We start from the raw sequence: 14656 nt of genomic DNA on the forward strand, positions 1-14656 counted from the left end.
AGGTGACTACCCTCACAGGTGCCCGAACTGTTTGGACCGACCGGAAAGAGGCCCCGCAACCATGACGAGCGCAGCGCAGGACCACGAACAGCAGGTGTACCCACCGAGCCCCGAGTTCGTCGCCACCGCCAACGCCGGTCCCGAGTTGCAGGCCGCCGCAGACGCCGACCGGCTCGGATTCTGGGCGACGCAGGCGCAGCGGCTGGACTGGGCCACCGAGTGGTCCGAGGTGCTGGACTGGTCCGACGCGCCGGTGGCGAAGTGGTTCGTCGGCGGGCAGCTCAACGTCGCCTACAACTGCGTCGACCGGCATGTCCTCGCCGGCAACGGCGACCGCGTCGCCATCCACTTCGAGGGCGAGCCCGGCGATTCGCGCGCGCTGACCTACAACGATCTGCTCGCCGAGGTGTGCAAGGCGGCGAACACCTTCACCGACCTGGGCCTGGTCGCCGGCGACCGGGTCGCGATCTACATGCCGATGATCCCCGAGGCGATCGTGGCGATGCTGGCTTGCGCCCGCCTCGGCCTGACCCACTCGGTGGTCTTCGCCGGGTTCTCCTCGCACGCGCTGCGCTCGCGCATCGACGACGCGCAGGCCAAACTCGTCGTCACCGTCGACGGGCAGTGGCGCCGCGGTCAGGCCGCCCCGCTCAAGCCGGCCGCCGACGAAGCTGTCGCCGATGCGGCGTCGGTGCAGCACGTGCTGGTGGTCAAGCGCACCGGCATCGACGTCGACTGGACCGAGGGACGCGATCTGTGGTGGCACGAGACGGTCGACAAGGCCTCCGCCGAGCACGAGGCGCAGCCGTTCGACGCCGAGCACCCGCTGTTCATCCTCTACACCTCGGGCACCACCGGTAAGCCCAAGGGCATCATCCACACCTCCGGGGGCTACCTGACGCAGGCCTCCTACACCCACCACTACGTGTTCGACCACAAGCCCGGCCGCGACGTGTACTGGTGCACCGCCGACATCGGCTGGGTCACCGGGCACAGCTACATCGTGTACGGGCCGCTGAGCAACGGCGCGACCCAGGTCGTCTACGAGGGCACCCCGAACTCGCCGAACGAGCACCGGCACTTCGAGATCATCGAAAAGTACGGGGTGAGCATCTACTACACCGCCCCGACCCTGATCCGCACCTTCATGAAGTGGGGCCGGGACATCCCCGACGCGCACGACCTGTCCTCGATCCGGCTGCTGGGCTCGGTCGGCGAGCCGATCAATCCCGAGGCGTGGCGCTGGTTCCGGGAGGTCATCGGCGCCGGCCAGGCCCCGATCGTCGACACCTGGTGGCAGACCGAGACCGGCGCGATCATGATCTCGCCGCTGCCGGGGATCACCGCCACCAAGCCGGGCTCGGCGATGGCGCCGTTGCCCGGCATCTCCGCCAAGATCGTCGACGACAACGCCGTGCCGCTGGGGGCCGGCGGCAACGGCTACCTGGTGCTCGATCAGCCGTGGCCGTCGATGCTGCGCGGCATCTGGGGCGACATGGACCGCTACAAGGACACCTACTGGTCCCGGTACGCCGAGGAGGGCTGGTACTTCGCCGGCGACGGCGCGCGCTACGACGAGGACGGGGCCCTGTGGGTCCTCGGCCGCGTCGACGACGTCATGAACGTCTCCGGACACCGGATCTCGACCTCGGAGGTCGAATCCGCGCTCGTCGGGCACCCGGCCGTCGCCGAGGCCGCCGTCGTCGGTGCCGCCGACGAGACCACCGGCCAGGGCATCGTCGCGTTCGTCATCCTGCGCGAGGGCGTGACCAACACCGGCGATCAGCTCATCACCGAGCTGCGCAACCAGGTCTCCACCGAGATCTCCCCGATCGCCAAGCCCCGGCAGATCTCGATCGTGCCGGAACTGCCCAAGACCCGCTCCGGCAAGATCATGCGCCGCCTGCTGCGCGACGTCGCCGAGGGCCGCGAGCTCGGCGACACCTCCACCCTGGTCGACCCGAAGGTCTTCGAGGCGATCCGCGCCCAGGGCAAGTAGGCAGCGGAGCTGCCGGTGCGTCCTTCGGGTTGTCGTAGCCGCCCGAAGGACGCACCGGCCGCGAAGCGGCCCTACACCTCCTCGAGGTGGCGGTCCTTGGTCTCGTGCATCACGAGCAGCGCGACGAAGGTCAGCGCGGCGGCCACCAGCAGGTACACACCCACCCAGCCGACGCCGTAGGTGGTGGCGAGCCACGTCGCGATGAACGGGGCGACGGCCGCGCCGAGAATGCTCGAGACGTTGTAGGCGATGCCCGAACCGGTGTAGCGCACGTTGGTCGGGAACAGTTCGGGCAGCACCGCGCTCATGGGGCCGAAGGTGAAGCCCATGAGGATCATGCCGATGATCAGGAACAGGAGCATGCGCGGTTCGCTCATGCCCTCCGGGGCGAGCAGGATCCCGAAGGTCAGGCCGAACACCATGATGGTTCCGGTGATGACCAGCAGCGTGATGCGGCGGCCGTGGCGATCGGCGAGACGACCGGACACCGGGATCGCGGCCGCGAAGAACAGCACGGCGACGAGTTGGAGCACCAGGAAGTCCGAGTACTGGAAGCCGGCGCCGGTGCCGCCCTGGGCGGGGGTCTTGCCGGTGCCGTGGCTGAGCACCCAGGTCGTCATGATGTAGAAGAGGGTGTACGTCGCGAGCATCACGAACGTGCCGATGATCAGCTGACGCCAGCTCGTCCTGAACACCTCGGCCAGTGGCGTCTTGACCTTCTTGCCCTCGGCGACGGCCTGGGCGAACACCGGGGTCTCCTCCAGCTTGAGCCGCACGTAGAGGCCGATGATCACCATCACGGCGCTGAGCAGGAACGGGATCCGCCAGCCCCACGTCAGGAACGCGCTGCCCAGGTCGGGGTCGGCGTTGTCGTGGTTCAGGAACAGCGTGATGATCAGGAACAGGCCGTTGGCCAGGAAGAATCCGATCGGCGCGCCCAACTGGGGCCACATGGCGGCCCAGGCCCGCTTGCCCTTCTCGGCGGTCTCGGTGGCCAGCAGCGCCGCGCCGCTCCATTCGCCGCCGAGGCCGAGGCCCTGGCAGAAGCGCATCAGTGCGAGCAGTGCGGGGGCCAGCAGTCCCACCTGGTGGTACGTCGGCAGGATTCCGATGAGGAACGTCGCGATGCCCATCGTCAGCAGCGAGCCGACGAGGGTGGCCTTGCGGCCGATGCGGTCCCCGAAGTGGCCGAACAGGATCGAGCCGACCGGCCGGGCGACGAACGCGAGACCGAACGTCGCGAGCGAGGCGAGCAGGGCGGTGGTGCCGTTGCCCTTCGGGAAGAACAGGTGCGGGAACACCGACACGGCGGCGGTCGCATAGATGTAGAAGTCGTAGAACTCGATCGAGGTGCCGACGGTGCTCGCGACGATGATGCGGCTGCGCGGTACTCCCGCGACCAGCGATCCGTCCCGGCCGGCGGTGTTGTCGAGGGAAGTGCTCACGAAACCAGCTCCAGAGAATCACATGATGGGAATCGATCCCAGTTGCTAGGAAAGTGAACACTTCCTTTCCCGAGCGAATCAAATCGGACATCGGTCGTCCGGGTCGGCGACGGCTACGATTCGTGCCGGGATACGCCGGGACGCCCGTTCGGCGGCGCTCCCCGCGTACCCCGAATTCGCGAATCGAAAGGCCTTCGTGAACCAGCCACTGCGCTCGGAACTCACCCGGTACCTGCGTACCGAGACCGTCGGTGGCGCGATCCTCCTGGTCGCCGCCGCCGTGGCCGTGCTGTGGGTCAATTCCCCGCTCGGACCCGCCTACGAGGCGCTGCGCGACTTCCCCCTCGGGCCGGAATCACTGCACCTGAACCTCACCGTCGGCACCTGGGCGCAGGACGGCCTGCTCGCCGTGTTCTTCTTCGTCGCCGGACTCGAGCTCAAACGCGAGCTGGTCGTCGGTGAACTGGCGGACCGTAAGAGAGCCCTGCTGCCGGTCATCGCCGCGTGCGGCGGCGTGCTGCTCCCGGCGCTCATCGCCGCCGCGGTCGGGTGGGGCAGCCCGGGCATGGACCGCGGCTGGGCGATCCCCGTCGCCACCGACATCGCTTTCGCACTCGGAGTCCTCGCCCTCACCGGTTCCCGCATCCCCACCGGCGCGCGCGTATTCCTGCTCAGCCTCGCCGTCGTCGACGACCTCATCGGCATCGCATTGATCGCCGTCCTGTTCACCACGTCCATCGCGGCACTGTGGCTGCTCGGGACCGTCGCGTGCGCCGCCGCCTACTGGTACGCCCAGCACAAGCGGATCACGACCTCGTGGCTGTATGTCCCACTGGCGCTGCTCACCTGGTACGGCATGCACGAGGCCGGCATCCACGCCACCATCGCGGGCGTCGTACTGGGCCTGCTCACCCGCGTCCGCACCGACCCGGGCGAGCGGCAGGCACCGGCCGAACGGCTCGCCCACGACATCCAGCCCTGGTCCGCCGGCCTGTGTGTGCCCCTGTTCGCGCTGTTCGCCTCCGGCGTCCCCATCAACGGTGAGGTCCTCGGTGACGTGTTCACCAGCCCGGTGGGCCTGTCCGTCCTGCTGGGCCTGCTGATCGGCAAGACCGTCGGCATCTTCGGCGCGTCCTGGCTCGCGATCCGCGTGGGCGTGGCCACCAGGCCGACCGGGCTGGCGTGGCAGGACCTGCTGGCACTCGCCGTGCTCGGCGGCATCGGATTCACCGTGAGCCTGCTCATCGCCGACCTCTCGCTCGCCGGTATCGACGGCGGGGCGCCCGCGGAGATCGCGAAGGCGTCCGTCCTCGTCACGTCACTGATCGCCTCGGTGCTGGGATCGACGCTACTGTTACGGCGTGGGCGAGCCCACCGTAGTCAATACGAACCAACTGGAGGGGTCGACAATTGAGCGTGACGAACGGGAACCGGAAGCAGGGTGACGGGGTACCGACGAGCATCTCGTCCATTCCGCTGACCGAGGTGCGCGCCCGCACTCCTCAGGAAGCGAGCATCGGAGACCTGGTCCGCGATGCCACGGCACAGGTCTCGACGCTGTTCCGCGCCGAGGTCGAACTCGCCAAGGCCGAGGTCACCGGGGAGGTGAAGAAGGGCCTGCAGGGCAGCCTGTTCTTCATCCTGGCCTTCGCGGTCCTGGTGTTCAGCTCGTTCTTCTTCTTCTTCTTCCTCGCCGAACTGATCGACATCTGGACGCCCCGCTGGCTGGCGTTCCTGATCGTCTTCCTCATCATGGTCGTGGTCACGGCGATCTTCGCCCTGATCGGCTACCTGCGGGTGCGCAAGCTGCGCGCCCCGGAGAAGACCATCGACTCGCTCAGGCAGGCCCGTACCGTCCTGCCGCAGCAGCACGACGCGGAGCCGGCACCGGGCCCCCGGCACGCGCGCTGACCCTCCACATGCAGGGCACCGTGTCCCTCCCCGATCCGTCCACGGTCCGGTACCCCGGGCCGTGGACGCACCGCGACATCCACGCCAACGGCATCCGCCTGCACGCCGTCGAGGCCGGCCCGTCCGGCCCCGACGCGCCGCTGGCGCTGTTCCTGCACGGGTTCGCCGACCTGTGGTGGTCGTGGCGCCACCAGCTCACCGCCTTCGCGGACGCCGGATACCGCGCCGTCGCCGTGGACCTGCGCGGCTACGGTGACTCCGACAAGCCGCCGCGCGGCTACGACGGCTGGACCCTGTCGGGCGACGTCGCCGGCCTCATCCGCGCCCTCGGCTGCTCCGAGGCGACGCTGATCGGACACGCCGACGGAGGCCTGGTGTGCTGGGCGACGGCCGTGCTGCACCCGCGGCTCGTCCGGGCGATCGCCCTCGTGGACTCGCCGCACCCGATCTCGCTGCGGGACGCGGCGCTGCACGACCGCGCGCAGCGGTCGGCGCTGCTGCCCACGTTCCTCGCCTACCAGGTGCCGTGGCGGCCCGAACGCAAGCTCGTGCGCGACGACGGGTGGGAGATCGAACGACTGCTGCAGGCCCGTTCCGGCGCGCGGTGGCAGCAGTCGGACGAATTCCGGGAGGTCGCGGAGCGGATGCGGTCGGCCATCCGGATTCCCGGCACCGCGCACTGCACGCTCGAGTACCAGCGCTGGGCGTTCCGCAGCCAATGGCGGCCGGACGGACGCCGGTTCATGGCCGCAATGGACAAGACGCTGACCCTGCCGGTCCTGCAACTGCACGGCACGCTGGACCCGTACGTGCTGCCGGCGACCGTGCGCCGGTGCGTCCGCCACGCTCCGGGCCGGAAACTGCTCATGATCGACGACGCCGGGCACTACGCCCACCAGGAATGCGCCGACGACGTGACCGCCGCGCTGCTCGACTTCGCCGCCGGACTGTAGGGACGCCCCGGCTCAGGCGATGCACGTACCCGTCGCCACCGCCGCGAAGGAATCGTCGGCCAGCTCCAGCTGACTGCTCACCTCCGCCGCGGTCAGCACGAACCCGGTATCGCTGTTGTCCACGGCCGCGCCGAACACGACGCCGAGCACCCGGCCCTGATCGTCGACGAGCGGCCCGCCGGAGTTGCCCTGACGAATCGAACCGCGGACGGTGTACACCTCCCGTTCGACGGTGCCGGAGCGGTAGATGTCCGGCCCCTGCAGGTCGAGTGTCTCCCGGATCCGTGCGGCGCTCGCCGTGTACGGGCCCCCGCCGGGATATCCGAGGACGAGGGCGTCCTGACCCGAATCGGCGGGCGCGGGCGCGAACGCGAGCGGCGCCACGTCGAGTCCCGGCACCGAGAGGATCGCGACGTCGACGGCGGGATCGAAGAGCACGACCTCGGCGTCGAGCGCCCCACCGAGCGTCTCCACCGACACCGCCGACGTGCCGGCGACGACGTGCGCGTTGGTCATGACGCGTTCGGGCGCGACGACGAACCCGGATCCCTCGAGCGCACGCTGGCAGCTCGGCGCGACGCCGTTGATGCGCAGCACACTCGGGTGCAGGTCGAGCGCGACGGGACTGGCGAGCACGCTCGGGTCCGGCGGCTCCACCTCGGTGATGGGCGTGCGGCCGAACGGCCCGATCACCTCCGGCAGGCCCGAGGTGTCGAGCAGCGCCGAGAACTCCTTGGGGACGCCGCGCAGCCAGTCCGGGGCCAGCACGTCGACCGTGGCCAGCACCCGGGAGCCGCGTACGGCGGCCGAGATCTCCGGTTGCGACGACGCGGTGAGCGGAATCGCGAGCAGCCACGCCGCCACCAGCACCGCCACGGCCTGCAGACCGGCCCCGACCACGCTGTCGACGCCCCGCGCGACGGGGCTGTGCATGTTGCTCCGCGCCGCCCGGCCGAGCACCATGCCCGCGACCTCGCCGATGATGACGAGCACGACGATGAGCGCAATCCCGGCGAGGATCCGCATCCGCCCCTCCTCGACGTGCACGAGCACGTGTGGGGCGATGAGGATGCCGGCGACCGCGCCGAGCACCACGCCGAGGAACGCCAGCGCAGACGCCACCGCGCCCTGCCGCAGGCCCGACGACGCGGCCACGAGCACGACCAGCAGGATGAGCACGTCGATCCATCCGGACGGTGTCACGGTTCGACCACCCCTGTCTCGAGCTCGGCGAGCGTGACCTCGAAGTCACGGATGTCGGTGTGGTCCCACTCGATCTCCCAGCCCGACACCGCGAACAGGCCCGCCAGGATCCCCGCCGTGAACCCCCACACGAGCATGTCGTCCACGAGGAAAGCCGGTCCCTGGTAGCCGCGCTCGTGCCGGATCTGGAAGCGGTTGTCCGGATCGAGCAGGTCGTGCAGAGAGACCCGCACCACCCGGACGGCCTCGCGGGGATCGACCACCCCGATGGGGGTGGGTTTCTCCCAGAAGGCGACCACCGGGGTGACGTCGAACCCGGACGGTGGGATGAAGATCTCGGGCAGCACCGTCAGCGGACGGACGCCGGCGGGGTCGAGGCCCGTCTCCTCCTGCGCCTCGCGCAGCGCGGTCGCGATCGGGCCGTCGTCCTCCGGGTCGGCGGCGCCACCCGGGAAGGCGACCTGCCCGCTGTGCTGACGCATCGTCGGCGCCCGCTGGGTGAGCAGGACATCCGCGTCGGCGGGCAGACCGCCCCGCGCGAGGGGATCGGGTTCGGACGAGCCACCGAACAGCACGAGCACGGCCGCCGGACGGACGGTGAACCCGTTCGGTGCGCGGCGGTCGAGCACCGGGTTGACCTGGTGCGGATCGCTCGGCGCCACGGTGGACACGCGGCGCAGCCAGTACGGCGTCATACCTTCACCCCCAGGTGGTTCTCCACGGCTGCGGCGACGTCGTCGGCGCTGCGGAACGGCTGAGGCAGCACCTTCGCGACGGAACCGTCGGGCCGGATCAGCACCGTCACCGGCAGCACGGGTGGCGACTGCACCGCTGCCTGCACGCGCGCGGACCCGTCCTGCACCCCCGGCAGCCGTACGGCGTACTCGGCGAGCCGGGACAGGGCGTTGGCCTCGTTGGGGTCGGTGTGGACGGTGACGACCGCAACCGCGTCACCGGCACGCTGCGCGTACTCCTGCAGGTAGGGCAGTTCCTCGGCGCACGGCCCGCACCACCAGGCCCACAGGTTCACCAGCGCGGGCCGGCCCGCGAGCGCGGCGGCCAGATCGACGCTGCTGCCGTCGCCGAGGCACTCGAACCGCAACCCCGCGAGGGGCCCGGCCCCATTCCCGGCCGGGGCCGGGCAGGGCTCGAGCGCCGCCGCGGCACGCAGCGGCGCGAGGGATTCGGGGGTGTCCTGGGCGCGGCGGTCCACCGGCGCCGCGGTCGGGCGACCACCGTCGGCGGCCGGCGCCGGGTCGTCGGCGTCGCGGGGCCAGATCGCGACGATCAGGGCCACCACGACGACGAGGGCCACCAGGCTCCAGCGGCCTGCGCGGGTCAGTTGCACCGGGTCACCGTCCGGCCAGTTCGAGCAGGTGCTCGGTCTCCGGTCCCTTCACCAGCGCGGCGGCGGTCACGGGGTCGGTGGGTCCGATGCCGTAGGACGGGCAGTCCTTGGCCAGCACGCAGATGCCGCAGGCGGGTTTGCGGGCGTGGCAGACGCGCCGGCCGTGGAAGATCACCCGGTGCGAGAGCAGGGTCCATTCCTTGCGGTCGACGAGCGCGCCGACGGCGTGTTCGATCTTGACGGGGTCGGTTTCCTCGGTCCACTTCCAGCGGTGCACGAGACGCTGGAAGTGGGTGTCGACGGTGATGCCGGGGATGTCGAACGCGTTGCCGAGGACCACGTTGGCGGTCTTGCGGCCGAATCCGGGAAGTGTGACGAGATCCTCGAGGCGGCGCGGTACCTCGCCGTCGAACCGCTCGAGCAGGGCCTGTCCGAGGCCGATCAGGGAGTTGGCCTTGTTGCGGTAGAAACCGGTGGGCCGGATGTACTCCTCGAGCTCGGCCCGGTCGGCCTCCGCGTAGGCGCGGGCGTCCGGGTAGCGGGCGAACAGGGCCGGGGTGACCTGGTTGACCCGCACGTCGGTGCACTGCGCGGACAGGATCGTGGCGACCGCCAGCTCGAGCGGCGTGGTGAAGTCGAGTTCGCAGTACACGTGGGGGAACGCCTCGGCGAGCCGCCGGTTCATGCGGCGGGCCCGCCGCACCAGGGCGAGCCTGCTCTCGGGTTTCCGCTCGCCTCCGGACACGCGTCGTCGGCGCACGTCGGGACTCTCGGACGGGGTCGCATGCACCTGCTCCACTGTACGTACCCGGCCGGTCGCGGATTCGGCGCTGTGTCGCTTCTGAGACCTTTCTTGTGTTTACTTCCCGGTATGCAAGCTCTTGCTGTCGTACTCTTCCCCGTGCTGCTCATGCTGTTCGCATTGGCGATGGAGCGGGTCGAGTCCCGGCTGAGCCGTCTGTCCGTTCGCCAGCAGGAGGTCGAGGAGTTCCTCGACAAGGCGAGCCACGACGACGTCGCCACCCTGGCCAGGGAGGGATTCCCCCACGCTCTCGCCCGGTTCCACCGCCGTCGGCGGCGGGTCCTCGTCATGGAGCTCGACGATGCGGAGTCCGACATGGGAGCGCGCCGCGCGAGCTGATTTCGGGACGCATCGGTAGGATGCGTGGGCGTTGCTGCAGGAACGGCACGGCAGCTGTCGTGGTGTCAATCACTCATGCCGAGTGCGCGCACAGTAGACTTCGTTTCCGTACGCGTTGCAGGTGGCCTGTCCGGGCGCCCGTGGACGTCGTGCAGACCCGGCAGCATGACGACGAGAATTTTCCCCAAAGGAGCGCACGTGGACGACGTCCTGGCCAGAGCAGGCATCTTCCAAGGAGTCGAACCCTCGGCGGTTGCGGCGCTGGTCAAAGAGCTTCAGCCGGTCGATTTCCCCCGCGGACATGTCATCTTCAACGAGGGTGAGCCGGGCGACCGCCTGTACATCATCGTCTCCGGCAAGGTGAAGCTCGGCCGCCGCTCGCCGGACGGCCGCGAGAACCTGCTGACCATCATGGGCCCGTCCGACATGTTCGGTGAGCTGTCGATCTTCGACCCGGGCCCGCGTACCTCCACCGCCACGACCGTGACCGAGGTCCGGGCCGTGAGCATGGACCGCGACGCCCTCAAGGCCTGGATCGACCAGCGCCCGGAGATCGCGGAGCAGCTGTTGCGCGTGCTCGCGCGCCGTCTGCGCCGCACCAACAACAACCTGGCCGACCTGATCTTCACCGACGTGCCCGGTCGCGTCGCGAAGGCTCTGCTGCAGCTCGCGCAGCGGTTCGGCACCCAGGAGGCGGGCGCGCTGCGCGTCACGCACGACCTGACCCAGGAGGAGATCGCACAGCTCGTCGGCGCCTCCCGCGAAACCGTGAACAAGGCGCTCGCCGACTTCGCCCACCGCGGCTGGCTGCGGCTCGAGGGCAAGAGCGTGCTCATCTCCGACTCGGAGCGCCTCGCCCGCCGCGCGCGGTAACACCCGTTCCACGAATCGAGGCCGGTGCATCGTCGATGCACCGGCCTCGATCGTTCGGGAGGTCAGGCGAAGCTGCGCAGGTACTCGAGCTGGACGTTGACCGACTTCTCCGCGACCGGCCACAGCGACGGGTCCACGTCGGCATACACGTGCTCGACGACGGACCGCGGCGTGGCGTCGTCCCCCAGCACCCGCAGCGCGGCCCGCACCTGGTCGAGCCGCTCCTCCCGATGGTCGAGGTAGCCGCGGGCGATGGTCTCCAGGTCGGGCAGGTCCGGTCCGTGCCCGGGCAGAACGGTGTAGCCGGCGCCGAGGTCGATCAGCCGGCGCAGCGACCCGAGGTAGTCCCCGAGGTCGCCGTCGGAGTCGTCGAGGACGGTGGTGCCCCGACCGAGGATGGTGTCGGCGGTGAGCACGCTGCGGTCGTCCTCGACGACGAAGGACAGCGAGTCCGCCGTGTGACCCGGCGTGGCGAGTACCCGGATACGCAGTCCGGCCGCCTCGATCACCTCGCCGTCGGCCAGGCCCGCTCCCCCGCCGTGCCGGTGCCGGGCGTCCACGGCCCGCACCGCGCTGCCGGTGAGTTCGGCGAACCGTCCGGCGCCGTCGGTGTGGTCGCCGTGCCGGTGGCTGACCAGGGTCAGCGCCACGGGCACCCGGGCGACGCGCGCGAGGTGCGCCTCGTCGAGCGGGCCCGGATCGACCACGACGCACTCGTCGCTGCCGGGCGCCCGCAGGATCCAGGTGTTGGTGCCGTCGAGCGTCATCATCGACGGGTTCTCCGCCAGCACCACCGCGGCATTGGTGGTGACCTGTCGCAACTGCGCGTACGCGGGGTGAACCAGCGTCATGATCCGGCCTCCTCCGTCGGAAGGTGTGGGGTGCGTCCCACTCTAGATCCGGCTCACCCCGCGCCCGTCAGCGCACCTCGGCGATGATCTCGACCTCGACGGGAGCGCCGAGCGGCAGTTCGGCCACGCCGACGGCGGAGCGGGCGTGCACGCCCGCCTCCCCGAACACCTCACCGAGGAGTTCGGACGCGCCGTTGATCACACCCGGCTGGCCGGTGAAGCCCTCCGCCGAGGCGACGAAGCCCACGACCTTCACGATGCGGACGAGGTTGTCGATGCCGACGAGGCCGTCCAGCGCGGCCAGCGCGTTGAGCGCGGCGATACGCGCCGCGGACTTGGCGGCCTCGGCCGAGACGTCGGCGCCCACCTTGCCGACGAGACCGAGCGTGCCGTCGACGAACGGCAGCTGCCCCGAGGTGTAGACGTGGTCACCGGTGCGGACGGCGGGAACGTAGGCGGCGACGGGTGCCGCCACCGGCGGCAGGCTCAGACCCAGTTCGGCGAGCCGCGCCGTCCAGGTCCGCCCCGCGGAATCCTCTGCTGCCACGCGGCTCAGCCCTTCGGGCGCTTGAGGTAGGCGACGTGCTGCTCGCCGGTGGGTCCCGGGAGCACCGACACGAGTTCCCAGCCGTCGGCTCCCCACGTGTCCAGGATCTGCTTCGTGGCATGGGTCAGCAGGGGCACCGTCGCGTACTCCCACGTTGTCAATTCGCTCATGTCTCGACCCTATATGCGCACCGGACTTATAGGCTCGACGTCGTGGCATCAACGACTGCTGAACACGACGTCTGGCCGGCGACGGCCGCGCAGGCGCGGCTGCACTTCGTCTCGGGCAAGGGCGGTACCGGTAAGTCGACCGTCGCGGGGGCGCTGGCCCTGGCCCTGGCGGCGGGCGGCCGCAAGGTGCTGCTCGTAGAGGTCGAGGGACGGCAGGGCATCGCGCAGCTGTTCGACGTGCCGCCGCTTCCGCCGGTCGAGACCAAGATCGCCACGACGGATAGCGGCGGCGCCGTATATGCCCTCGCCATCGACATCGAGACGGCCTTCCTCGAGTACCTGGACATGTTCTACAACCTCGGGTTCGCGGGACGGGCGATGCGCCGGATCGGTGCGATCGAGTTCGCGACCACGCTGGCGCCGGGCCTGCGGGACGTGATCCTCACCGGCAAGATCAAGGAGACCGTGGTGCGTACCGACCGCACCGGCGAACCCGTGTACGACGTGGTCGTGGTGGACTCCCCGCCGACGGGACGCATCGGCAGCTTCCTCGACGTGACCAAGGCGATGGCCGACCTTGCCAAGTCGGGTCCGATCCGGTCGCAGAGCGAGGGTGTGGTGCGGCTGCTGCACTCCGACGAGACGATGGTCCACCTGGTCACGCTGCTCGAGGCGCTGCCGGTCCAGGAGACCGCCGACGCGGTGGCCGAGCTGCTCGCGGCGGACCTGCGGCTGGGCACGGTGATCGTCAACCGCACCGCCCCCGACTTCCTGCCCGAGGAGATGGTCGACGAGGCCGCCGCCGGCCGGATCGACGCGGAGGCGGTACGCGAGGGGCTCGACCGCGCCGGGGTCGCCCTCGGCGACGAGGACTTCGCGGGTCTGCTGACCGAGACGATCGAGTACGCATCCACCCTGCAGGCGCAGCAGGTCAGCGCCGCCCAACTCGACGAGGTGAACGTGGCACGAATGCATCTGCCCGCGCTGGCGGACGGCGTGGATCTCGGCGGGCTGTACGAACTCGCCGAGCAGCTCGGCGAACAGGGCGTGCGGTGACCGCGCCGCGGGCGCACCACGCGCCCCCGCTCGACGTCCGATCCATCCTCACCGACCCCTCGTCGCGCATCATCGTGTGCACCGGCGCGGGCGGGGTCGGCAAAACGACGACCGCGGCGGCGCTGGCCCTGCGTGCGGCCGAGCAGGGCCGCAACGTCGTGGTGCTGACGATCGATCCGGCTCGGCGGCTGGCACAGGCGCTGGGCGTGCAGGCCCTCGACAACAGCCCGCAACTCGTGCAGCTGGGGCCGGACGCGAAGGGCGAGCTGCACGCGATGATGCTGAACATGCGCCGCACCTTCGACGACATGGTGCTCGAGCACTCGGCACCGGAGAAGGCGCAGCAGATCCTCGACAACCCCTTCTACCAGACGGTGGCCTCGTCGTTCTCCGGCACGCAGGAGTACATGGCGATGGAGAAGCTCGGGCAGCTCGCGGCGAGCGACACGTGGGATCTGATCGTGGTCGACACCCCGCCGTCGCGGAACGCGCTGGACTTCCTCGATGCACCGCAGCGGCTCGGGGCGTTCCTGGACGGCCGGATGATCCGGTTGTTCACCGCGCCGGGCCGCGGGCTCGGGCGGCTGGTCACGGGCGCGATGGGCCTGGCCCTGAAGGCGGTCTCCACGATCGTCGGCAGCCAGATGCTCTCGGATGCCTCGGCTTTCGTGCAGTCACTCGATTCGATGTTCGGCGGGTTCCGGGAGCGGGCCAACCGCACGTACCAGTTGCTGCAGCAGCCGGGCACCCACTTCATGGTGGTGGCCGCGGCCGAACCGGATGCGCTGCGCGAGGCGTCGTTCTTCGTCGAGCGGCTCTCCGAGGACCGCATGCCGCTCGCTGGTCTGATCCTCAACCGCACGCATCCCACGCTGTGCCCGCTGCCGGCCGACCACGCCCTGACCGCGGCGGATCTGCTCGAGGAGCAGGGACGGAAGGAGACCGCGCCGGCCGAGGCCGTGCTCCGGGTCCATGCCCACCGGGCGGTGACGGCGAAGCGGGAGCTGCGGCTGCTGGCCCGGTTCACGAGTGCGCACCCGCGGGTTCCGGTCGTCGGCGTGCCGTCGCTGCCGTTCGAGGTCTCGGACCTCGACGGGCTGCGCGCCGTCGCCGATCAGATGACCCGCGAGGCGTAACCTCGCGGGTCTCGGGGGTGCGC

Annotated in this window: 16 protein-coding genes; 8 read left to right on the forward strand and 8 right to left on the reverse strand. The window is 70.3% G+C overall.

Annotated elements, in window-relative coordinates:
• Positions 1 to 61 precede the first annotated feature (61 nt).
• Positions 62 to 1999 carry an acetate--CoA ligase gene (gene acs, locus G6039_RS09690; protein WP_029547218.1) on the forward strand — a complete coding sequence of 646 codons (1938 nt, stop codon included), beginning with the start codon at positions 62 to 64 and terminating at the stop codon, positions 1997 to 1999.
• A gap of 71 nt (positions 2000 to 2070) precedes the next feature.
• Here acs and G6039_RS09695 read toward each other — a convergent pair whose 3' ends face one another.
• Positions 2071 to 3444 (reverse strand): MFS transporter, encoded by a 1374-nt coding sequence (locus tag G6039_RS09695; RefSeq protein ID WP_006945544.1) that lies wholly within the window; start codon positions 3442 to 3444, stop codon positions 2071 to 2073.
• Between the two features lie 196 nt (positions 3445 to 3640).
• On the opposite strand from G6039_RS09695, the gene nhaA reads away from it, so the two are divergent.
• The 3 genes from nhaA to G6039_RS09710 are packed head-to-tail and all read left to right on the forward strand — an operon-like array spanning position 3641 to position 6308.
• Positions 3641 to 4858 carry a Na+/H+ antiporter NhaA gene (gene nhaA / locus G6039_RS09700; RefSeq protein WP_029547217.1) on the forward strand — a complete coding sequence of 406 codons (1218 nt, stop codon included), beginning with the start codon at positions 3641 to 3643 and terminating at the stop codon, positions 4856 to 4858.
• Entirely contained in the window at positions 4855 to 5355 is a 501-nt protein-coding gene (locus G6039_RS09705; protein WP_006945547.1) for a phage holin family protein, read from the forward strand. The genes nhaA and G6039_RS09705 overlap by 4 nt, the downstream gene beginning before the upstream one ends.
• Positions 5356 to 5363: 8 nt before the next feature.
• Entirely contained in the window at positions 5364 to 6308 is a 945-nt protein-coding gene (locus G6039_RS09710; RefSeq protein ID WP_006945554.1) for an alpha/beta fold hydrolase, read from the forward strand.
• A gap of 12 nt (positions 6309 to 6320) precedes the next feature.
• Here the strand turns inward: G6039_RS09710 and G6039_RS09715 are convergent, their stop codons facing one another.
• Genes G6039_RS09715 through nth form a run of 4 tightly spaced genes read right to left on the reverse strand, consistent with a single transcriptional unit; the run spans position 6321 to position 9658 of the window.
• The gene (locus tag G6039_RS09715; RefSeq protein WP_006945555.1) at positions 6321 to 7511 is read right to left on the reverse strand and encodes a MarP family serine protease; all 1191 of its coding nucleotides are present in this window, start codon (positions 7509 to 7511) and stop codon (positions 6321 to 6323) included.
• A complete protein-coding gene (locus G6039_RS09720; RefSeq protein ID WP_006945556.1) occupies positions 7508 to 8206 on the reverse strand; it encodes an NUDIX hydrolase in 699 nt (232 codons plus the stop codon). Before G6039_RS09720 ends, G6039_RS09715 begins: the two co-directional genes overlap by 4 nt.
• Positions 8203 to 8826 (reverse strand): TlpA family protein disulfide reductase, encoded by a 624-nt coding sequence (locus G6039_RS09725; RefSeq protein WP_006945557.1) that lies wholly within the window; start codon positions 8824 to 8826, stop codon positions 8203 to 8205. Before G6039_RS09725 ends, G6039_RS09720 begins: the two co-directional genes overlap by 4 nt.
• 37 nt (positions 8827 to 8863) lie before the next feature.
• Positions 8864 to 9658: an endonuclease III gene (gene nth, locus G6039_RS09730; RefSeq protein WP_037201375.1), complete on the reverse strand. Its 795-nt coding sequence runs from the start codon at positions 9656 to 9658 to the stop codon at positions 8864 to 8866.
• A gap of 72 nt (positions 9659 to 9730) precedes the next feature.
• Between nth and G6039_RS09735 the strand changes: the two genes are divergently transcribed.
• Together G6039_RS09735 and G6039_RS09740 are read left to right on the forward strand one after the other, a co-directional pair.
• Positions 9731 to 10000, forward strand: coding sequence for a hypothetical protein (locus G6039_RS09735; RefSeq protein ID WP_029547213.1), 270 nt, complete (start codon positions 9731 to 9733; stop codon positions 9998 to 10000).
• A 198-nt stretch (positions 10001 to 10198) separates the two neighbouring features.
• Positions 10199 to 10873 (forward strand): Crp/Fnr family transcriptional regulator, encoded by a 675-nt coding sequence (locus G6039_RS09740; protein ID WP_003935274.1) that lies wholly within the window; start codon positions 10199 to 10201, stop codon positions 10871 to 10873.
• Between the two features lie 62 nt (positions 10874 to 10935).
• Here the strand turns inward: G6039_RS09740 and G6039_RS09745 are convergent, their stop codons facing one another.
• The 3 genes from G6039_RS09745 to G6039_RS09755 form a co-directional block, all read right to left on the reverse strand.
• Entirely contained in the window at positions 10936 to 11724 is a 789-nt protein-coding gene (locus tag G6039_RS09745; RefSeq protein ID WP_043796638.1) for an MBL fold metallo-hydrolase, read from the reverse strand.
• A gap of 67 nt (positions 11725 to 11791) precedes the next feature.
• Positions 11792 to 12271 carry a RidA family protein gene (locus G6039_RS09750; protein ID WP_006945565.1) on the reverse strand — a complete coding sequence of 160 codons (480 nt, stop codon included), beginning with the start codon at positions 12269 to 12271 and terminating at the stop codon, positions 11792 to 11794.
• A 5-nt stretch (positions 12272 to 12276) separates the two neighbouring features.
• The gene (locus tag G6039_RS09755) at positions 12277 to 12441 is read right to left on the reverse strand and encodes a Sp36 family protein (protein WP_006945567.1); all 165 of its coding nucleotides are present in this window, start codon (positions 12439 to 12441) and stop codon (positions 12277 to 12279) included.
• Between the two features lie 42 nt (positions 12442 to 12483).
• On the opposite strand from G6039_RS09755, the gene bagA reads away from it, so the two are divergent.
• Positions 12484 to 13497, forward strand: a complete 1014-nt coding sequence (gene bagA / locus G6039_RS09760; protein WP_006945568.1) for an ATPase BagA — start codon at positions 12484 to 12486, stop codon at positions 13495 to 13497.
• Positions 13494 to 14633, forward strand: a complete 1140-nt coding sequence (gene bagB / locus G6039_RS09765) for an ATPase BagB (RefSeq protein ID WP_043796640.1) — start codon at positions 13494 to 13496, stop codon at positions 14631 to 14633. Before bagA ends, bagB begins: the two co-directional genes overlap by 4 nt.
• Positions 14634 to 14656 lie beyond the last annotated feature (23 nt).

Source organism: Rhodococcus aetherivorans (genome assembly GCF_011058165.1).
Classification (GTDB): domain Bacteria; phylum Actinomycetota; class Actinomycetes; order Mycobacteriales; family Mycobacteriaceae; genus Rhodococcus; species Rhodococcus aetherivorans.

What these genes read in the sequence shown, in the direction of transcription:
- acs (WP_029547218.1), top strand. Translation starts at nt 62, where the DNA reads ATGACGAGCGCAGCGCAGGACCACGAACAGCAGGTGTACCCACCGAGC.
- G6039_RS09710 (WP_006945554.1), top strand. Translation starts at nt 5,364, where the DNA reads ATGCAGGGCACCGTGTCCCTCCCCGATCCGTCCACGGTCCGGTACCCC.
- G6039_RS09720 (WP_006945556.1), bottom strand. Translation starts at nt 8,206, where the DNA reads ATGACGCCGTACTGGCTGCGCCGCGTGTCCACCGTGGCGCCGAGCGAT.
- G6039_RS09735 (WP_029547213.1), top strand. Translation starts at nt 9,731, where the DNA reads ATGCAAGCTCTTGCTGTCGTACTCTTCCCCGTGCTGCTCATGCTGTTC.
- G6039_RS09745 (WP_043796638.1), bottom strand. Translation starts at nt 11,724, where the DNA reads ATGACGCTGGTTCACCCCGCGTACGCGCAGTTGCGACAGGTCACCACC.
- G6039_RS09755 (WP_006945567.1), bottom strand. Translation starts at nt 12,441, where the DNA reads ATGAGCGAATTGACAACGTGGGAGTACGCGACGGTGCCCCTGCTGACC.